We start from the raw sequence: 14,699 nt of genomic DNA on the forward strand, positions 1-14,699 counted from the left end.
AGCGGCGAGTGGGGCCGTGCCGCTTCCCCGGGGCCGCAGGGGCCCGGTGGCGGGACCGTACCAGCAGCCGCGCGGCGCCGCACCGCCTGTACCGTCCGATCAGTTCCGCTGCAGAGCCGCCCGCAGAAGGGCGACAGTGGAGGGGCGCGCAGAAGGGGGCGGCGGGCGCGGTGCCGCGCGGACGGCGCGCAGGAGCGGGAGCGCAGTGGTGCTGCCGTTCCGTGTGCAGACCGCTCCCCTTTGCAACCGCCGCCGGGCGTTCCACAATGGCGGGGGTCAACGAGAGGCGGAGCAATGGCCGGGGGCAGAGCCAGATGACCGAGACCGGTGCGGAACCGGGCGGCTCCGACGCGGTCCTCGGCGCCGACCTGCGGCGGCCGGGCGACGCGGGTGCCGCGCTGGACGAGCTGTACCGGCGGCACTTCGCGGGCGTGCTGGCCTACGCGCGCACCTGCTGCCGGGACCCCTACACCGCGGAGGACCTCGCCTCGGAGGCGTTCACCCGCACCGTGGAAGCCGTCCGCGCCGGCGGCGGTCCGGGCGCTGCATGGCGGCCCTACCTGCTGACCGTCGTGCGGCGGACCGCGGCGGAATGGGCGCGCACGGCCCGCCGCACCGAGCTGGCCCCCGACTTCGAGCGGTGGCTCGGCTCCAGCGGCGGCCCCGGGCCGGGCCCCATGGAGAGCGGAGAGGAGCGCGTCCTGCGCGAGGAGGACGACGGCATGGTGCGCCGCGCCTTCCTCTCCCTCCCGCAGCGATGGCAGCTCGTGCTCTGGCACGCCGAGGTCGAAGGCGAGTCGGCGGCGCGCATCGCGCCGATGCTCGGGATCGGAGCGAGCGGGGTCGGCTCGCTGGCCGCTCGCGCCCGGGAAGGGCTGCGCGCCGCCTACCTCACCGAGCACCTTTCGGCCGCGCGCCCCCAGTGCGCCCGCTACGCCGTGCTGATCGGGGCCGATGTGCGGCAGCCGCGCCGGGAACGGCGGCTGCTCGCTCGCCACCTCGCCACCTGCGCCGAGTGCCGGCGCGCCCGCGCCGACCTCTCCGGGATCGACCGCCGCATGCGCGCCGTGCTGCCGGCTGCCCTTCTGCTGTGGGCGGGCCCGTTCACCGGAGCCGCAGGGCTCCACCTGGTCGTGGGCGCGGCCGGCGGAGCGGGCGCCGGAGCCGCAGCGGGCGGCGCGCTCGCCGTGGGCAGTGCTTCCGGGCCGCTCGCTGCGGGGGCCGCCGCCGTGGGGACCGCCGCGGTGGTGGGCGGCGCCGCAGTCCTCGGCGCCGTGCCCGCGCCCGGACCGGGGCCGGGCGCGCCCGAAGCGTCGGCTCCGCAGGGGTTCGCGGGCCCGTCGGCGGTTCCGGGCGAGGCGTCGGCCCCGCCGGACGGCGCGGTCCAGGAGTACTCCGACGACGGTGCCGAGGAGGCCGGGCTGCGCGAGCTCGGCGAGGACATCGGCCCGGTGCGCGGCACGACGCGGCTGACCGAACCGGGGACGGGTGCCTGCGTGCTGCCCGAGGGGGCCGGCGCCGTACTCGCGGCCTGCGACGGGGCCGACGACGAGTTCTGGGAGACCTTCACCGCGCCCGGCGGATCGGTCACCTGGCTCCGCAACGCGGCCACCGGAGGCTGCCTCGACTACGGCGCACCGGATGGCGGCGCGCCCGAGGACGGCAGCGCGGACGGGGCCGCGGAGGACGCGGCCGGCCCGGCTCCAGCGCCGGGCGCCTCGCCCGGGCCGGAGTCGTCCGCTGCTGCGGCGGTTGCCCACGGCCCGTGCCGGTCGGACCGGCACGGGCAGATGTTCCGCTTCCTGGTCCACCCGGACGGCGGCTACTCGGTGCTGGCCGGTGAAGACGCACAGGGCGGCATCTCCCTCCTCGTCACCGCTGCTTCCGCGCCACTCGCCGGCCCGGGCCCGGCGCCGCCTTCCGGCTCCCCCGCCGCAGGCGTCCCGGCAGAACCGTCGGAGGGGGCGCCCCTGGTGACGGTCGCCTCCCGGGTCGACGGTGCCGCGCCCCGCTTCCTCCTCTCCGACCCGCCAGCCGACCCGTCCCCGTCCCGCACGCCGTAACAGGCCATTGGTTACAAATCCATCACACCGCGGGACGCCGCGCCCTCCCGCTCCTCTTACGGGTGACCGCTCCGGCGGCGGTACACCCCGCTCGACCGCCGCCGGCGCGGTTCGCATTCCTCCCCAGCCTGTGGATAAGCCCTACGGCGCCGGGGCGGGGAGGAGAGCCGCGGCGGGAACGGCGGCTCCGGCCGCAGCCGGTCAGTCGCGGGTGAGGGCTCGCGCCACCACGGCAGGGGCGGCTTCGCCGGCGGCCTCGTCAGCTCTGGGTCGGCGCTTGGGGTCGGGGTGCGGGCATCGCTGCTGTGTTCGCGGAGATGGGCCCACGCCATGAAGGCGAGGACGGCTCAGCCGGCCGTCTTCCGCTCTGTCCCGCCGCATCAGGAATCGCGTACGACCAGGGTTTCTGCTGGTCGCGGGGATGGGGCGGGAGAGGCCGCAGGCTCCCGCATGCCTGCGGCCGGCTTTCCGGTGTTCAGTGCGTCGGACAGGCGCAAAAGCAGCACCGACGGCGAGGGTTGCAGGGGTCTCGGCGAGGCGGCCGGGGGCGGGCTGGTCGCGGAGCGAGGGTGGGGGGACAAATGCTATGAAAACGGACGCCGCAACGAGGGTCCTGTAAACCCGGACCTAGCAGGAGACGCCCTCCCCCTACGGGCCCTGCACGCAGGGCCCGGTTTCACTCCACGCTGACCTGTGCAAACCCGGGGTCACGCAGCGTTGCCGTGTCTGATTCTCACTCATGCTCCTTTTTCGCGGTCTGGTCGTCGAAAAGGTGCGAGTCGTGGCGTCAGATTGGCCGCTTTGGGCGATTTGGGGCAGCAGTGATCTCGCCACCCGCGGAAAATGAATGCGATGCGCTTTTGCGTGTGGGCCCCAAGCTGGACACCCGCGCCCCGTCGATGACCGTTGCCCGGTTTGGCCCGATATTTCGCCACGCAGAGTGAAACTGGCCCGGCGCATGGGCCGCGGAACGGTCACACCTCCCGGGTTTTCCGCGCAGCAGCCCTCGAAAAGGCGATAGTCGTGGCGCCGATGGGGTGTTACCAAGGGTTCGCGAACCGCCTGCCCGCACCCGGTCGGCCAGCCGTCACCCCTGTAACCCCTGCAGCCCCGCTATTCACATCAGTCACACGAGGCACGCCCGCCCCGCTGCCAGCCCGCGCCCGGCTGCCGCCCCAATGGCCCGGCTGCCCTCCCTGTCGGTGCCGCCTTTGGCTTGTCCGACGCACTGACCAGCCTGTCACCCGGCTGCCCGCGTGCGGGAGCCCGTGGTCCTTCCCGCCTCACAGTTCACACCCGTCCCGCGGGCAACCGCTGCCCGGTCGCCGACCCGAGACCCTGGCCACCGCTGCCGTCGCTGCTGCATTTTCGCTGGTCCGACGCACTGAACACCGGAATGCTGGCCGCCGAGAAGCGGGAGCCTGCGGTCGCAGCCGCCCTGCCCTGCGACCGGCCGCCCGGCCGACCAGCCCGGGGCCCGGGCCGCCTCGCTGTCGCTTTTGCCGTTGCGACGCACTGGCCATCCGGCACTCGGGAGCCCGCGGCCTTCTCCGCCCCTTCAACCGCGCCCGCCCCGCGAACAGCGGAAGCTCTGGCCATGCGCCGATCCAGACGCGATGGGAGAGCGCGGAACGCCTGCCGGCGAAACCGTCCGTGCAGTAATGCCAGAGCAAGAGACTGCCGGCGAAGCCGCCCTTTCAGGCGTGGGATCCGCCGTCCAGGCGGAGGTCGACGGCGCGGAGGAAGCGGGCGTCAGAGGAGGCGGCGAAAGCGATGGCGGCGGCGGTTTCGGTGGGGGAGCCGAAGCCGACCGGGGGTGTGATGCGGTCGTAGTAGGAGGCGTCGGTGCCGTCGGGGAAGGAGACGGACCGGGTGAGCGGGGTGTCGACGCCGCCGGGGGAGACGGAGACCGCGCGGATGCCGCGCGGCCAGACTTCGGCGGCGAGGCTGAGGGTGAAGGCCAGCACCGCGCCCTTGGAGGCGGCGTAGGCGGTCATGGCCGGGTGGGCGTGGGTGGCCGCGGTGGAGGCGGTGTTCACGATCACGCCGCCCGACGCCTCCAGGTGCGGCAGCGATTCGCGGCAGAACAGCATGGTGCCCAGCGCGTTCACCCCGAGCTGCCGGTTCCAGTCGTCGGCTGTCAGCTGCTCCAGCGGCACGATCCGGTGCATCCCGGCGACGTTCACCAGCACGTCGAGGCCGCCGAGCACATCCGCGGCCGACGCCACCGCCGTCCGGACCGACGGCTCGTGGGACACGTCGGTCCGGTGCACGGCCGGCACGCTGCCGCCCGCGGGCCCCGCATTCGCGATGAGGTCCCGCGTCTGCGCCAGCCCGTCGGCATCGATGTCGACCAGGAACAGCCGCGCCCCCTCGGCCGCCAGCCGCTGCGCCACCGCCCTGCCGATCCCGGAGGCCGCGCCGGTGACCAGCGCCGCCTTCCGGTCGAACCGGCATCCGTACCCGCTGTCCATGCGCCGCACTCCACTCCGCATCCGCCGCCCGGCCCGGTCAGCTGCAGCCGGCCCCGTTCTAACACCGCGCGGGGCCGGAGCAGCCGCGTGTCCCGCCCAGTGGGACAGGGCCGGCCGGCGGCGCACCGTCAGTGCGGGACGCGCACCACATAGACCACGTCCGGCGCGCCGGCGCGGGCCGGCACCTCGAGGACGGTGACCGCGCCGAACCGGCGCTCCAGCAGGTCCTCGAACGCGGGTACCCGGGACGCGCTCCAGAACGCCGCAGCGCCGCCCGGGGCGGCCGCCGCGACCAGGCCGAGCCCCTCGGCGGTGTACAGCCGCGCGTTCTCCTCCCGCACCGTCCAGTCCGGCCCGTTGTCGGTGTCGAGGCAGAGCACGTCGTAGGCCGTGCCGCCGGCGGCGCAGTCGGCGAGCCACACCGCCAGGTCGGCCTCTGCCAGCGTGCACCGCGGATCCTCCGGCAGGTGGCCGGCGACCGGGCCGAGCGGTCCCCGGTGCCACGCGATCACCTGCGGCTCCAGTTCGACCACCGCCACGTGCCCGGTCCGCGGGTCGTCCAGCGCGGTGCGCGCCGAGAACCCCACGCCGAGCCCGCCGATCAGCACGCGCGCGCCGCTGGCGCCGGGTCCGAGCGCATCGAGCGCCGCCGTCACCATGGCCCGCTCCGAGGCGCCGTCCCGGGTGTCCATCAGGGCCACGCCGTTGGAGTAGATCTCATGGTGCCCGCCCGCGCGGCGCAGCACCAGATCGCCGCCGGCCACGCCGGTCACCCGGGCCAGGGTGACCGGTTCCTCCGCCTCCGGCGCGACGCCGCGCATCCGCTGATCCATGGGCCCCATTGTGCCGACGCCCGGAGCGGAGGCGCTCCCGGATCACACCGACGCCGGCTCGGCGGGTGCGCGCCGGAACCGGTGGACCAGGGCGACCGGCGCCGCACACACCCAGCCGAGCGCGGCCGCCCACAGCGCTCCGGACACCAGCCCGAGGACGACGTGCGCAAGGAACGTCCAGGGGCCCGCCCCGAGAGCCAGTGCCCCGGCGCCGGCGCGCAGGGCATTGGCGGCGGCGAGGCCGAGCACCGCGCCGCCCCAGGCGGAGAGGAACACCCGGCCAGCCCCGGCGGCAGGCCGCCGCAGCAGGGCCCGGTGGACCCGCCATGCGGCGATCAGGGCCAGCACCGCCACGGCGAGGAGCTCCACCGCGAGGTCCCAGCCGGGCTGGCCGGGGAAGGGGGCGAACCGCAGCCGCGGGAAGGCGAACGGGGCGCCGAGGGCGGAGGGCAGCAGCAGCCACGCGGCGCGTGCACCGAGCCAGGTCAGGAAGGGGGTGCTGGCGAAGAGGAGGCAGGGGAGGAGGGCGGACAGGCCGGCGGCGAGGGGCAGGGGATTGCGAATTTCCTTCACGTTCTGCATGTTAGTGATCCAGGTCTCGCGGTCCACCCCCAAGTCCGGTCAGGAGCCCGATGCCCCCCGGAAAGCGCAGTCGCACGCCCGCTGTTCCTGCTGTTCCCGCCGTCCTGGCCGTACTCGCCCTGCTCGCCGGGACCGGCGTCGCGGCCCTCACCCGGCACGACACCGCCGGGCCGGTCCGCTACCTCACCGACGACCAGGGGCGCGCCCTCTTCCTGCACGGCTTCAACACCTCCGGCTCGGCAAAGGACGACCCCGACCACCTGCCGTGGATCACCGAGGAGGACGTCCAGGCCGAGTACGACGCCATGGGCACCAACTTCGTCCGCCTGGTCATCCAGTGGCAGGCGCTGGAGCCGGACGAAGGCGGCTACGACGAGGAGTACCTCGACGCCGTCGCCGAACGTGTGGACTGGTACGCCGAGCGCGGCTACCACGTCCTGCTGGACATGCACCAGGACCTCTACGGCCGCTTCACCGCCACCGAGCAGCACTCCGGCAACGGGGCGCCCGCATGGGCCACCCGCACCGACGGCCTGCCCGTCGAGCAGCAGGAGCAGTGGGAGCTCGTCTACCTCGAGCCGGGCGTGGTGCGCGCCTTCGACCGCTTCTGGGGCACCGCCGGCGGGGACACCGGCCTGATGGACGCCTACGCGGACGCCTGGCAGCACGTCGCCGAGCGGTTCGCCGGCGAAACCGCGGTCATCGGCTACGACCTGATGAACGAGCCGTTCGGCGGCAGCCTCCAGGGCGCCGACTTCGAGACAGGCCCGCTCGCCGAGCTCTACCGGCGCAGCATCGAGCGCATCCGCGAGGCCGACCCGGACACCTGGCTGTTCGTCGAGGGACAGGCCGTGGGCGTCAACTGGGGGCTGCCCTCGGCGCTGCCGCACCTGGACGACCCGCGCGCCGGCGCCCCGCGCATCGTCTACGCCCCGCACATGTACGCCCTCCCGATGGATCTGGGCCGGCCCTACGAGGGCCAGGCCAAGAGCGGGATCGACACCAGCATCGATGTGTGGTCGGAGCAGGTCCGGGTGGTGGGCGAGCGGCTGGCGGCACCGATCGTGCTCGGCGAGTTCGGGCTGGACATGTCCGGCCCGGGTGCGGCGCAGTTCGCGGCGCGGATGCTGGACGAGACCGACGCCATGGCCGCGGGACGCGCCTACTGGAGCAACGATCTGGACGGCTGGGGCCCGTGGGACGAAGGCGAGGACGGCGCGCTCACCCCCGGACCGCTCGCCGGCGTGATGGACCGGGGCTATCCGCGCGCGGTCGCCGGCGACCCGGGGGACTGGAGCTACGACACCGGCGCCGGGACGCTGTCCGTCGACTACACGGCGGATGAGGACGTGTCCGGCGCCACCGAGCTCTACCTGCCCGGCGGCGTCTTCGGCGACGGCCGCTCGCTGTCGGTGGAGATCGGCGGGGTGAGCGCGGCAGAGGGCGAGCAGTGGGAAGCGGAGTGGGACGCGGACCTGCGCATCCTGCACGTCGCCGTCCCCGGGGCCGGCGACGGTGAACAGGTCTCCCTCACCGCCGCCTCCGGCTGAACGTGTAGCGCCCGGCCGCCTCTCGGGAGACGGCCGGGCGCGGGGCGGGCCGCGCGCTCAGCGCGGCGGAGGCTGCGGTCAGAGCCGGCAGGCGTAGATGTCGGTGACCAGGATCGCGCGGGCGCCCATCTGCCACAGGTCGTCCATGATCTGCTGGGCCTTGCGGCGCGGCACCATGGCGCGCACGGCCACCCAGCCCTCCCGGTGCAGCGGGGACACCGTCGGCCCCTCCATTCCGGGGGTGATGGCGACCGCGTCCTCGAGCTGCTCGGCGTGGACGTCGTAGTCCATCATCACGTAGTCGCGGGCGACCAGGACGCCGCGCAGCCGCCGCAGCAGCCGGTCGACGCTGTCGTCCTCGCCGTGGCCCTGCGGCCGGATGACGACCGCCTCGGAGGTGAGGATCGGGTCGCCGAACAGCTCCAGGCCGGCGTTGCGCAGCGTGGTGCCGGTGGAGACGACGTCGGCGACCGCGTCGGCCACCCCCAGCTGGATCGAGCTCTCCACGGCGCCGTCCAGGTGGATGACGCGCGCATCGATGCCGCGCTCGGCGAGGTACCGCTCCAGCAGGCCCTCGAACGAGGTGGCGATGCGCTTGCCCTGCAGGTCCGCCACTGTCATGGACGCGCCGCCGCGCGCGGCGAACCGGAAGGTCGACCCGCCGAAGCCGAGCGGCAGGACCTCGGCCACGGGTGCGCCGGAGTCCATCAGCATGTCGCGGCCGGTGATGCCGGCCTGCAGGATGCCCTCGCCCACGTAGATGGCGATGTCCTTGGGGCGGAGGAAGAAGAACTCCGTCTCGTTGTCCGGGTCGACCAGGACGAGGTCGCGCGAGTCCTTGCGCTGGCGGTACCCGGCCTCGGCGAGCATCTCGGCGGCGGGGCCGGCGAGCTGTCCCTTGTTGGGCACGGCGATACGGAGCTGGTCAGGCATAGTGATCCTCTTCGGGTGCTGGTGCAGGTGTCGTCCGGGCTGTGCCGTCTGCATGCGGCGGGGCTGGGCCGGTGCCGGCCGGGCGCGCGGTGCGCGCCGGACCACCGGGACCGGCCTACAGATGCCGGTAGACGTCCTCCAGCCGCAGGCCGCGGGCCAGCATGAGCACCTGGAGGTGGTAGAGCAGCTGCGAGATCTCCTCGGCGGCGGCCTCGTCGGACTCGTACTCCGCGGCCATCCACACTTCGGCGGCCTCTTCGACGACCTTCTTGCCGATCGCATGCACGCCGGCGTCCAAGGCCGCGACCGTCCCCGACCCCTCGGGCCGGGTGCGGGCCTTCTCGGACAGCTCGCCGAACAGCTCTTCGAAGGTCTTCATCATCACTTTCCTCAGGGGACTCCCCTACCAGGGTAGGCGCAGCACGGGGCCGCTTACGCCGGTGCGGCGGTGCAGTCCGGCGGGCTCGGCGCGCCGGTAGGGTGACCGCCATGCCGCCTTCCCGCACACGGCGCGCCGCTCCGGCCGCTCCGGCTGCGCCGCGCCTGGCCGCATCGCTGACCAGCGCAGTCATCCCGCGCCACGACATCGGCGACGACGCCGTGCTCGCCTCGCTCTCCTTCGGCGGGTTCGACCTGCCCGACCGCGGCGCGGACGGGGCGGAACTCGCCGGCTGCCGCTTCTCCGGTACCCGGCTGCCCGGCCTCGCGCTGCGCAACGCCAGCCTCACCGACGTGGAGTTCGACGGTGCCGACCTCGCCGGAGCCCTGTTCGGCGCGAGCGCCCTCGGCCCTGCGCTGTTCGCCCGCACCCGGCTGACCGGTGCGGCGTGGGGCGGCAGCAGCGTGCGCGACACCGTGTTCGACGAGTGCCGCGCCTACGGCGCCGCGTTCCGCGGTACCCGGTTCACCCGGACGGTGTTCCGCTCGTGCGATCTGGGGTCGGCCGACTTCTCCGGCGCCGACCTGCGCGGTGTGCTCTTCGACCGGTGCTCGCTGCTCTCCGCGCAGTTCAGCAACGCGAAGGCGGCCGGCGCCCGGTTCGCCGACTGCGAGCTGTCCGGAATCGGCGGCGTCGCCTCGCTGCGCGGCGCGCAGCTGCGGGCGTCCGACCCCGCCGGCCTGATGGCGGTGTTCGCGGGCGCGCTCTCCATCACGCTGGAGGACTGACGCGCTCCTCCGGGCCCAGCTGCGGCCCGCCCGCCGCACTGCCCCGCCCGGCCGCCGCGCCGGAGTCCCCAGCTGCGCGGGTGCGGTTTCCGGAGCCCCGCGAGCAGCCGGAGCGCTGCGCGGGGGCATTCTGAGTGCGGACACCGCTGGCCCGCCGACCGTCTGCGCGGGCCCGGCGAGGCAGCAGGAGGGGCCGCCCCGGGCGGCGGAAGGGAGGACGGAGGCCATGGACGACGCAGACCGGCAGCGCTCCGGCGGGCCGGGGCCGCGCTCAGCTGCGCCGCTGCGGAGCGCTCCGCAGCGGACGCGCGTGCACGGCGCCGGCGGGGCCCCGGTGCTGGACTACGTGGACCGCTCGCGGGACGGCGTGCTGATCGCCGGCGACGCCCGCGCGCTGATCGCGCCGGAGGAGGCGGCCGCCGCTGCCGCGGAGCAGCTGGCCGGCTGGGCCCTGGTCGCGCAGGACCCGTTCGCGGCCGCGCTCGCGGAGCGCGGCGGTCTGATCCAGCGCCGCGCCCACGAGATGCGCCGCGACCTGTCCGAACCGCTGCCGGAGGGCTGGCCGGCGGGGGTGCCCGGAGGCGGCCTGGAACTGCGCCCGTTCGGCGCGGTGGGCGTGCCCGAGGTGTTCGCCGCGGTGGCCGCGGCCTTTCCGCCCGAGCACCCGGACCGCGCCCCCGGTGCCGGCGCGACCGTCGAATACGCATCGTTCGCGCAGCTGGCGGCCGGTACCGCGCTCGGCCCGGTGCTGCCGCTCAGCGAGTTGGTCATCGACCCGGAGGCCCCGGACGGCGAGCGGGTCGCGGCCGGACTGGTGCTCACCGACCGGCCGGACGACGTGCCGTGGATCGCCGAGGTGTTCCGCCGCCCCGGGCGCCGCTACGCCGGCCTGGGCCGCCTGCTGCTGCGCCGCGCCCTGGCTGAGGCCGCCGCCGGCGGTATCGCCGAGGTCGGCCTCGCCGTCACGGACGGCAACCCCGCCCGGCACCTCTACACCCGCCTCGGATTCCGCTCCACCGGCACGTTCACCACGGTGGTCCTTCCGCCGACGCCCGGTTAGGGCGGCGGGCCGCCGCCCTGCCGCACGGCGGCCCGCACCGGACACGCCCGGTGGGGCGCCGTGCGGCGGGCGCCTACTGGGCGGCGCCGAGCCGCTGCTCAGCGGTGGCCCGGACCGCTCGGGTGTCGACCGGGCCGCCGGCGAGCGCCGTGACGGCACCGGGGTCGGCGCGGAGGACACCGAGCAGGATGTGGCCGCTGCTGATGCGCCGGTGCCGCATCCGGACCGCCTCGCGCAGTGCGAGTTCCAGCGACTTCTTGCTGGCCGGGTGGAACCGCGGGCGCTTCGCCGCGCCGGGCGCGCCCGCGGACGTACCGCCCGGAGCACCGATGCCGTGCTCGCGCAGCGCGGCGCAGCCGGGCCCGCTGCCGGCGTCGAGCATGGCCAGCAGCAGGTGCTCGGGGGCGATCGCGGGGTCGCCGATGCGCTGGGCCGCCGCCTGGGCGCCTCTGACCGTCTCCCGCGCGTCGCGGTCGAACCGTTCGAACATTGCCGATCACCCCGTCGGGTCGTCAATATTTGTTGACGACCACGCTACGTCGCGCCCGCCCGATGCGTCAACATTTATTGACGAATGCGGTGCGGGCGCCGAACGGCGCCCGCGGGGCGGCGCGCGCGGCGGGGCGGCCCGGCGGCCTCAGCCGAGCGGCTTGCGCAGGTGGTGGATCCACGCCGGAGGGATGTTGGCGAAGACCCGCTCGGTGTTCTCCCCGTACCGGTTCACCCACTCGTCGACGACCCAGGAGGTGCGCGCCTGGCGCAGGTAGTCCTCGCGCGGGGCGATGACGGCCTTGACCTGCTTGGTGTAGAGGTAGCCGAAGAAGGACAGCCGGCCGCCGGGGCGGAGCACGCTGAAGTAGTACTCCATGATCTCCCGCACCTCGCCGTCGGTGAAGTTGGCGAACGGCAGGCCGGAGATGATCAGGTCGTAGCGCCGGTCGGTCCCCATCTCGGTGACCAGGCGGTCGAAGACCTCGATCCGGTCGCGCACCGGCGCGAAGTCCGGCTCGGTCTCGACGGCGGCGCGCAGGTGCGCGGCGAGCTCCGGGTTGGCCTCGACCAGGTCGGCGGTGTCGCCCGGGCGCATGTGCGACGCGATCGCCCGCGACACCGGACCGGTGCCGGCACCCCCCTCCAGCACGGCCAGCGGGCCGGCCCCCGGCTCCCGCTCCGCCAGGTTCCGGGTCAGCGCTGCGGCGAGGGCGCCGCTGCTCGGCACGACGGAACCGGTCTCCCGGAAGGTCCGCACGGCCTGGCGCAGGAACAGCCCTGCGTCGCGGAGCCGGGTGTCGAGGGAATCGAGGGCGTTCGAGGGACTCTGTGTGGCAGCCATGCCTGCACCGTAGCCGCTGCCGTGTCGGCACGGGGTGAAGCCGCGCCACACGGAACTGCGGGTAGAGCGGCGGTTGCAGACGGTGTGCCCAGGCGTTCTGCCCGCGGGGGCGCCGGCCGCGCCGGGGCGGTGTGGGCCCGGTCGCAGTGCTCCGGCGCGGCCCGCGCACTGCGCCCGGCGGCGGCAGGCGGGCGCTCGGCCGGACGGGCCGGAAGCGGCAGGTGACCCGCTAGTAGCATGCGGACGCATGAGCGAAGAGACCCCGAGCGGGCAGCAGCCCCGCCGCACGGCACTGGTGACCGGAGCGTCCAGCGGGATCGGGGCGCAGTTCGCCCGGGCGCTGGCAGAGCGGGGCTTCACCCCCGTCCTCGTCGCGCGGCGCGAAGAGCGGCTCAAGGATCTCGCCGCCGAACTCGAGGCCGACTACGGGGTGCGGGCCGAGGAGCTCGCCGCCGATCTGGGGTCGGCCGAGGGCCTCGCCGCGGTCGCTGAGCGCGCCGCAGCCGATGGCACCGGGGGCGCCGCGCCCATCGACCTGCTCGTCAACAACGCCGGCCGGGGCGACAGCGGAGTCTTCGCCGAGCAGCCCGCAGACGAGGCCGAAGCGCTGCTCGACCTCAACGTGCGGGCGCTGCTGCGGCTCACCCGCGCCGTCCTGCCGGTGCAGATCGCCCGCCGCTCCGGCGGGGAGACCCGCCACCTGGGCGTGATCAACGTGTCGTCGTTCGCCGGCGAGCTCCCGTCCGCGCCCGGCGCGTCGATGTACAGCGCCAGCAAGGCGTTCGTCACCCAGTGGTCGCAGAGCGTCTCGGCGGAGACAGCACCGCACGGCGTCCACGTCACCGCGGTCCTGCCCGGTTTCGCCCGCACCGAGATGACCGTCGGCGTGCAGCAGAGCGGGGTGCCCGGCATCGCGTTCGTCCCCGTCGAGCAGATCACCGCCGAGGCGCTGCGCGCCTGGGCGGCCGGCCGCGCCAAGGTGGTGCCCGGGCCGGTCTACCGCGCGGCCGACGGCCTCGTCCGCGCCTTCCCCCGGTCCCTGTTCCGCGCCATCGCCGCCCGGACCGCCGTCCGCTAGGGCGTATCGGGCGGGTGGAGCTTTTCGCGCAGCAGGACAGCTGCCCACCGGACGTGCTCGGCCCCGGACGCAAGCGGCGGCCCGCCGGATGGCGGGCCGCCGCTTGCCGGAGCAGCGCGAGGGAGCCTCGCGGGGCGCGTCACCCCTCGGAGCCGTCCTCCTGCTTCTCGATCTCCTTGCGGACCTCGTCCATGTCGAGCTCGCGCGCCTGCTTGATGACGTCGTCCAGCGCCTCCTTGGGGAGCGCACCGGGCTGCGCGTACAGCACCGTCCGGTCGCGCACCACCATCAGGGTGGGAATGGAGCGGATGTCGAAGCTGGCCGCCAGCTCCTGCTCGGCCTCGGTGTCCACCTTGGTGAACACGACGTCGGGGTTCTCCTCCGACGCCTTCTCGTAGACCGGGGCGAACTGCTTGCACGGGCCGCACCACGACGCCCAGAAGTCGATCAGAAGGAACTCGTTCTGCTCGAGCGTGTCGTTGAAATTGTCCTTGGTGAGCTCGACGGTCGCCACGGTGTATCTCCCCATCCTGCGTCGCGTTTCGGTCCCTCGGTCCCCTCTAGAGCGGTCATGCCCGCAAAATCATTCCGTAGGCGCCGCATTCCGCACGCGCCACCGCCGCCTGCGGCTGCCGGGGGACCTTGGGCCGTCGTCCCCGTACAGGCGCCCCCCTATGCATCGGGTGGCGTTGTGCACACCGCGCCGGTACCGGGGAGTGCGGACGGTCCGTACTCCGCGGTTTCCCTCCATGGCGGCGGGAAATACCGGCTTGGGAGGAAAATCCGCAGGTCACTAAGGTCGTCCCTGAGGGGTGCGCAGTGGCGCGCCGCGACAGACGAGGAGGGCCTATGGCGGGGGATCCGGCGGACCCGGGAACGGAGGGCGCGGCGGCCGAGCGCGAGCCCGACTACCGGTTCACCCTCGCCAACGAGCGGACCTTCCTCGCCTGGCTGCGCACCGCGCTCGCGCTGGTCGCCGGGGCCGTCGCGGTCCTGCACCTGATGCCGCTCGCCTGGGAGGCGCCGACGCGCCTCGTCGTCGGCTACGCGCTGACGCTGCTCGCCGTCGTCATCACCGTCTACGCCCCGGTCCGGTGGGTGCGGGTGCAGCGGGCGATGCGCCGCGACCGGCCGCTGCCGCTGAGCATGCTGCCGGTGGTCACCGCGGTGGGAGTGGCGCTCGTCTGCGGCGCGCTGCTGCTGGGGAACCTGCTGTGAGCAGTGCGCCTCCCCCGCGGGATCCGGGCCTGCAGGCTGAGCGGACCCTGCTGTCCTGGCAGCGCACGGTGATCCTGCTGGTCGCGGTGGCGCTGCTGTACGTGCGCGACCCGTTCGCATCGCCCGCGGGGCCGACCGCGGCGGCCGATCCGCTGGTGCGGGTGGCTGTGGCCCTGCTGCCGCTGGCGGTCGCCGCGGTCGCCGTGGTGCTGCTGCGCCGCCGCTGGCGGAGGGCCGGGCACGGGCTGTACGACCGCCGGACCGGCCGGCCGCCCGCCCCGCTCGCCGGTGCGGGCCTGCGGATCCTGCTCTGCGCGGGGACGGCGCTCTTCGCGGTCGCGGTGGCGGTCACGTCGCTGCCGGCGGGCTGAACAGGGCTGGTCCGGAGTGGGCCGGATGGACGGTGTC

At 74.7% G+C, this 14,699-nt stretch carries 15 protein-coding genes; 7 read left to right on the forward strand and 8 right to left on the reverse strand.

Annotated features, from left to right (window positions below; translation table 11 throughout):
* Positions 1 to 314: 314 nt before the first annotated feature.
* Positions 315 to 2,063 carry a sigma-70 family RNA polymerase sigma factor gene (locus tag ACYVGT_RS06795; protein ID WP_460855567.1) on the forward strand — a complete coding sequence of 583 codons (1,749 nt, stop codon included), beginning with the start codon at positions 315 to 317 and terminating at the stop codon, positions 2,061 to 2,063.
* Between the two features lie 1,697 nt (positions 2,064 to 3,760).
* On the opposite strand, the gene ACYVGT_RS06800 is transcribed toward ACYVGT_RS06795, so the two are convergent.
* From ACYVGT_RS06800 to ACYVGT_RS06810, 3 genes are all read right to left on the reverse strand, one after another.
* On the reverse strand, positions 3,761 to 4,537 hold the full coding sequence (locus ACYVGT_RS06800; protein WP_460855568.1) for an SDR family NAD(P)-dependent oxidoreductase: 777 nt from the start codon (positions 4,535 to 4,537) through the stop codon (positions 3,761 to 3,763).
* Positions 4,538 to 4,665: 128 nt separating this feature from the next.
* A complete protein-coding gene (locus ACYVGT_RS06805) occupies positions 4,666 to 5,370 on the reverse strand; it encodes a spermidine synthase (RefSeq protein WP_460855569.1) in 705 nt (234 codons plus the stop codon).
* Positions 5,371 to 5,412: 42 nt separating this feature from the next.
* Positions 5,413 to 5,952: a hypothetical protein gene (locus ACYVGT_RS06810; RefSeq protein WP_460855570.1), complete on the reverse strand. Its 540-nt coding sequence runs from the start codon at positions 5,950 to 5,952 to the stop codon at positions 5,413 to 5,415.
* 50 nt (positions 5,953 to 6,002) lie between these two features.
* On the opposite strand from ACYVGT_RS06810, the gene ACYVGT_RS06815 reads away from it, so the two are divergent.
* Complete coding sequence (locus ACYVGT_RS06815) at positions 6,003 to 7,502, forward strand: cellulase family glycosylhydrolase (protein ID WP_460855571.1); 1,500 nt, start codon at positions 6,003 to 6,005, stop codon at positions 7,500 to 7,502.
* A 78-nt stretch (positions 7,503 to 7,580) separates the two neighbouring features.
* Here the strand turns inward: ACYVGT_RS06815 and hisG are convergent, their stop codons facing one another.
* Positions 7,581 to 8,435, reverse strand: coding sequence for an ATP phosphoribosyltransferase (hisG, locus tag ACYVGT_RS06820; protein ID WP_460855572.1), 855 nt, complete (start codon positions 8,433 to 8,435; stop codon positions 7,581 to 7,583).
* 115 nt (positions 8,436 to 8,550) lie between these two features.
* Positions 8,551 to 8,814, reverse strand: coding sequence for a phosphoribosyl-ATP diphosphatase (locus ACYVGT_RS06825; RefSeq protein ID WP_460855573.1), 264 nt, complete (start codon positions 8,812 to 8,814; stop codon positions 8,551 to 8,553).
* A 110-nt stretch (positions 8,815 to 8,924) separates the two neighbouring features.
* Between ACYVGT_RS06825 and ACYVGT_RS06830 the strand changes: the two genes are divergently transcribed.
* A complete protein-coding gene (locus ACYVGT_RS06830) occupies positions 8,925 to 9,602 on the forward strand; it encodes a pentapeptide repeat-containing protein (protein WP_460855574.1) in 678 nt (225 codons plus the stop codon).
* 226 nt (positions 9,603 to 9,828) lie between these two features.
* The gene (locus ACYVGT_RS06835) at positions 9,829 to 10,662 is read left to right on the forward strand and encodes a GNAT family N-acetyltransferase (protein ID WP_460855575.1); all 834 of its coding nucleotides are present in this window, start codon (positions 9,829 to 9,831) and stop codon (positions 10,660 to 10,662) included.
* A gap of 73 nt (positions 10,663 to 10,735) precedes the next feature.
* Here ACYVGT_RS06835 and ACYVGT_RS06840 read toward each other — a convergent pair whose 3' ends face one another.
* Positions 10,736 to 11,152, reverse strand: a complete 417-nt coding sequence (locus tag ACYVGT_RS06840; protein WP_460855576.1) for a Clp protease N-terminal domain-containing protein — start codon at positions 11,150 to 11,152, stop codon at positions 10,736 to 10,738.
* Between the two features lie 147 nt (positions 11,153 to 11,299).
* Entirely contained in the window at positions 11,300 to 11,995 is a 696-nt protein-coding gene (locus ACYVGT_RS06845; RefSeq protein ID WP_460855577.1) for a class I SAM-dependent methyltransferase, read from the reverse strand.
* A gap of 247 nt (positions 11,996 to 12,242) precedes the next feature.
* Between ACYVGT_RS06845 and ACYVGT_RS06850 the strand changes: the two genes are divergently transcribed.
* Complete coding sequence (locus tag ACYVGT_RS06850) at positions 12,243 to 13,073, forward strand: SDR family NAD(P)-dependent oxidoreductase (RefSeq protein ID WP_460855578.1); 831 nt, start codon at positions 12,243 to 12,245, stop codon at positions 13,071 to 13,073.
* A gap of 139 nt (positions 13,074 to 13,212) precedes the next feature.
* Here the strand turns inward: ACYVGT_RS06850 and trxA are convergent, their stop codons facing one another.
* Complete coding sequence (trxA, locus tag ACYVGT_RS06855; RefSeq protein WP_460855579.1) at positions 13,213 to 13,587, reverse strand: thioredoxin; 375 nt, start codon at positions 13,585 to 13,587, stop codon at positions 13,213 to 13,215.
* Positions 13,588 to 13,922: 335 nt separating this feature from the next.
* Here trxA and ACYVGT_RS06860 point away from each other — a divergent pair, with 335 nt between their 5' ends.
* The gene (locus tag ACYVGT_RS06860; RefSeq protein ID WP_460855581.1) at positions 13,923 to 14,291 is read left to right on the forward strand and encodes a YidH family protein; all 369 of its coding nucleotides are present in this window, start codon (positions 13,923 to 13,925) and stop codon (positions 14,289 to 14,291) included.
* Positions 14,288 to 14,662, forward strand: a complete 375-nt coding sequence (locus ACYVGT_RS06865; protein WP_460855582.1) for a DUF202 domain-containing protein — start codon at positions 14,288 to 14,290, stop codon at positions 14,660 to 14,662. The genes ACYVGT_RS06860 and ACYVGT_RS06865 overlap by 4 nt, the downstream gene beginning before the upstream one ends.
* Positions 14,663 to 14,699: the final 37 nt, after the last annotated feature.

It is taken from the genome of Nocardiopsis coralliicola (genome assembly GCF_054779695.1).

What these genes read in the sequence shown, in the direction of transcription:
- ACYVGT_RS06795 (WP_460855567.1), top strand. Translation starts at nt 315, where the DNA reads ATGACCGAGACCGGTGCGGAACCGGGCGGCTCCGACGCGGTCCTCGGC.
- ACYVGT_RS06800 (WP_460855568.1), bottom strand. Translation starts at nt 4,537, where the DNA reads ATGGACAGCGGGTACGGATGCCGGTTCGACCGGAAGGCGGCGCTGGTC.
- ACYVGT_RS06805 (WP_460855569.1), bottom strand. Translation starts at nt 5,370, where the DNA reads ATGGATCAGCGGATGCGCGGCGTCGCGCCGGAGGCGGAGGAACCGGTC.
- ACYVGT_RS06810 (WP_460855570.1), bottom strand. Translation starts at nt 5,952, where the DNA reads ATGCAGAACGTGAAGGAAATTCGCAATCCCCTGCCCCTCGCCGCCGGC.
- ACYVGT_RS06815 (WP_460855571.1), top strand. Translation starts at nt 6,003, where the DNA reads ATGCCCCCCGGAAAGCGCAGTCGCACGCCCGCTGTTCCTGCTGTTCCC.
- hisG (WP_460855572.1), bottom strand. Translation starts at nt 8,435, where the DNA reads ATGCCTGACCAGCTCCGTATCGCCGTGCCCAACAAGGGACAGCTCGCC.
- ACYVGT_RS06825 (WP_460855573.1), bottom strand. Translation starts at nt 8,814, where the DNA reads ATGAAGACCTTCGAAGAGCTGTTCGGCGAGCTGTCCGAGAAGGCCCGC.
- ACYVGT_RS06830 (WP_460855574.1), top strand. Translation starts at nt 8,925, where the DNA reads ATGCCGCCTTCCCGCACACGGCGCGCCGCTCCGGCCGCTCCGGCTGCG.
- ACYVGT_RS06835 (WP_460855575.1), top strand. Translation starts at nt 9,829, where the DNA reads ATGGACGACGCAGACCGGCAGCGCTCCGGCGGGCCGGGGCCGCGCTCA.
- ACYVGT_RS06840 (WP_460855576.1), bottom strand. Translation starts at nt 11,152, where the DNA reads ATGTTCGAACGGTTCGACCGCGACGCGCGGGAGACGGTCAGAGGCGCC.
- ACYVGT_RS06845 (WP_460855577.1), bottom strand. Translation starts at nt 11,995, where the DNA reads ATGGCTGCCACACAGAGTCCCTCGAACGCCCTCGATTCCCTCGACACC.
- ACYVGT_RS06850 (WP_460855578.1), top strand. Translation starts at nt 12,243, where the DNA reads ATGAGCGAAGAGACCCCGAGCGGGCAGCAGCCCCGCCGCACGGCACTG.
- ACYVGT_RS06860 (WP_460855581.1), top strand. Translation starts at nt 13,923, where the DNA reads ATGGCGGGGGATCCGGCGGACCCGGGAACGGAGGGCGCGGCGGCCGAG.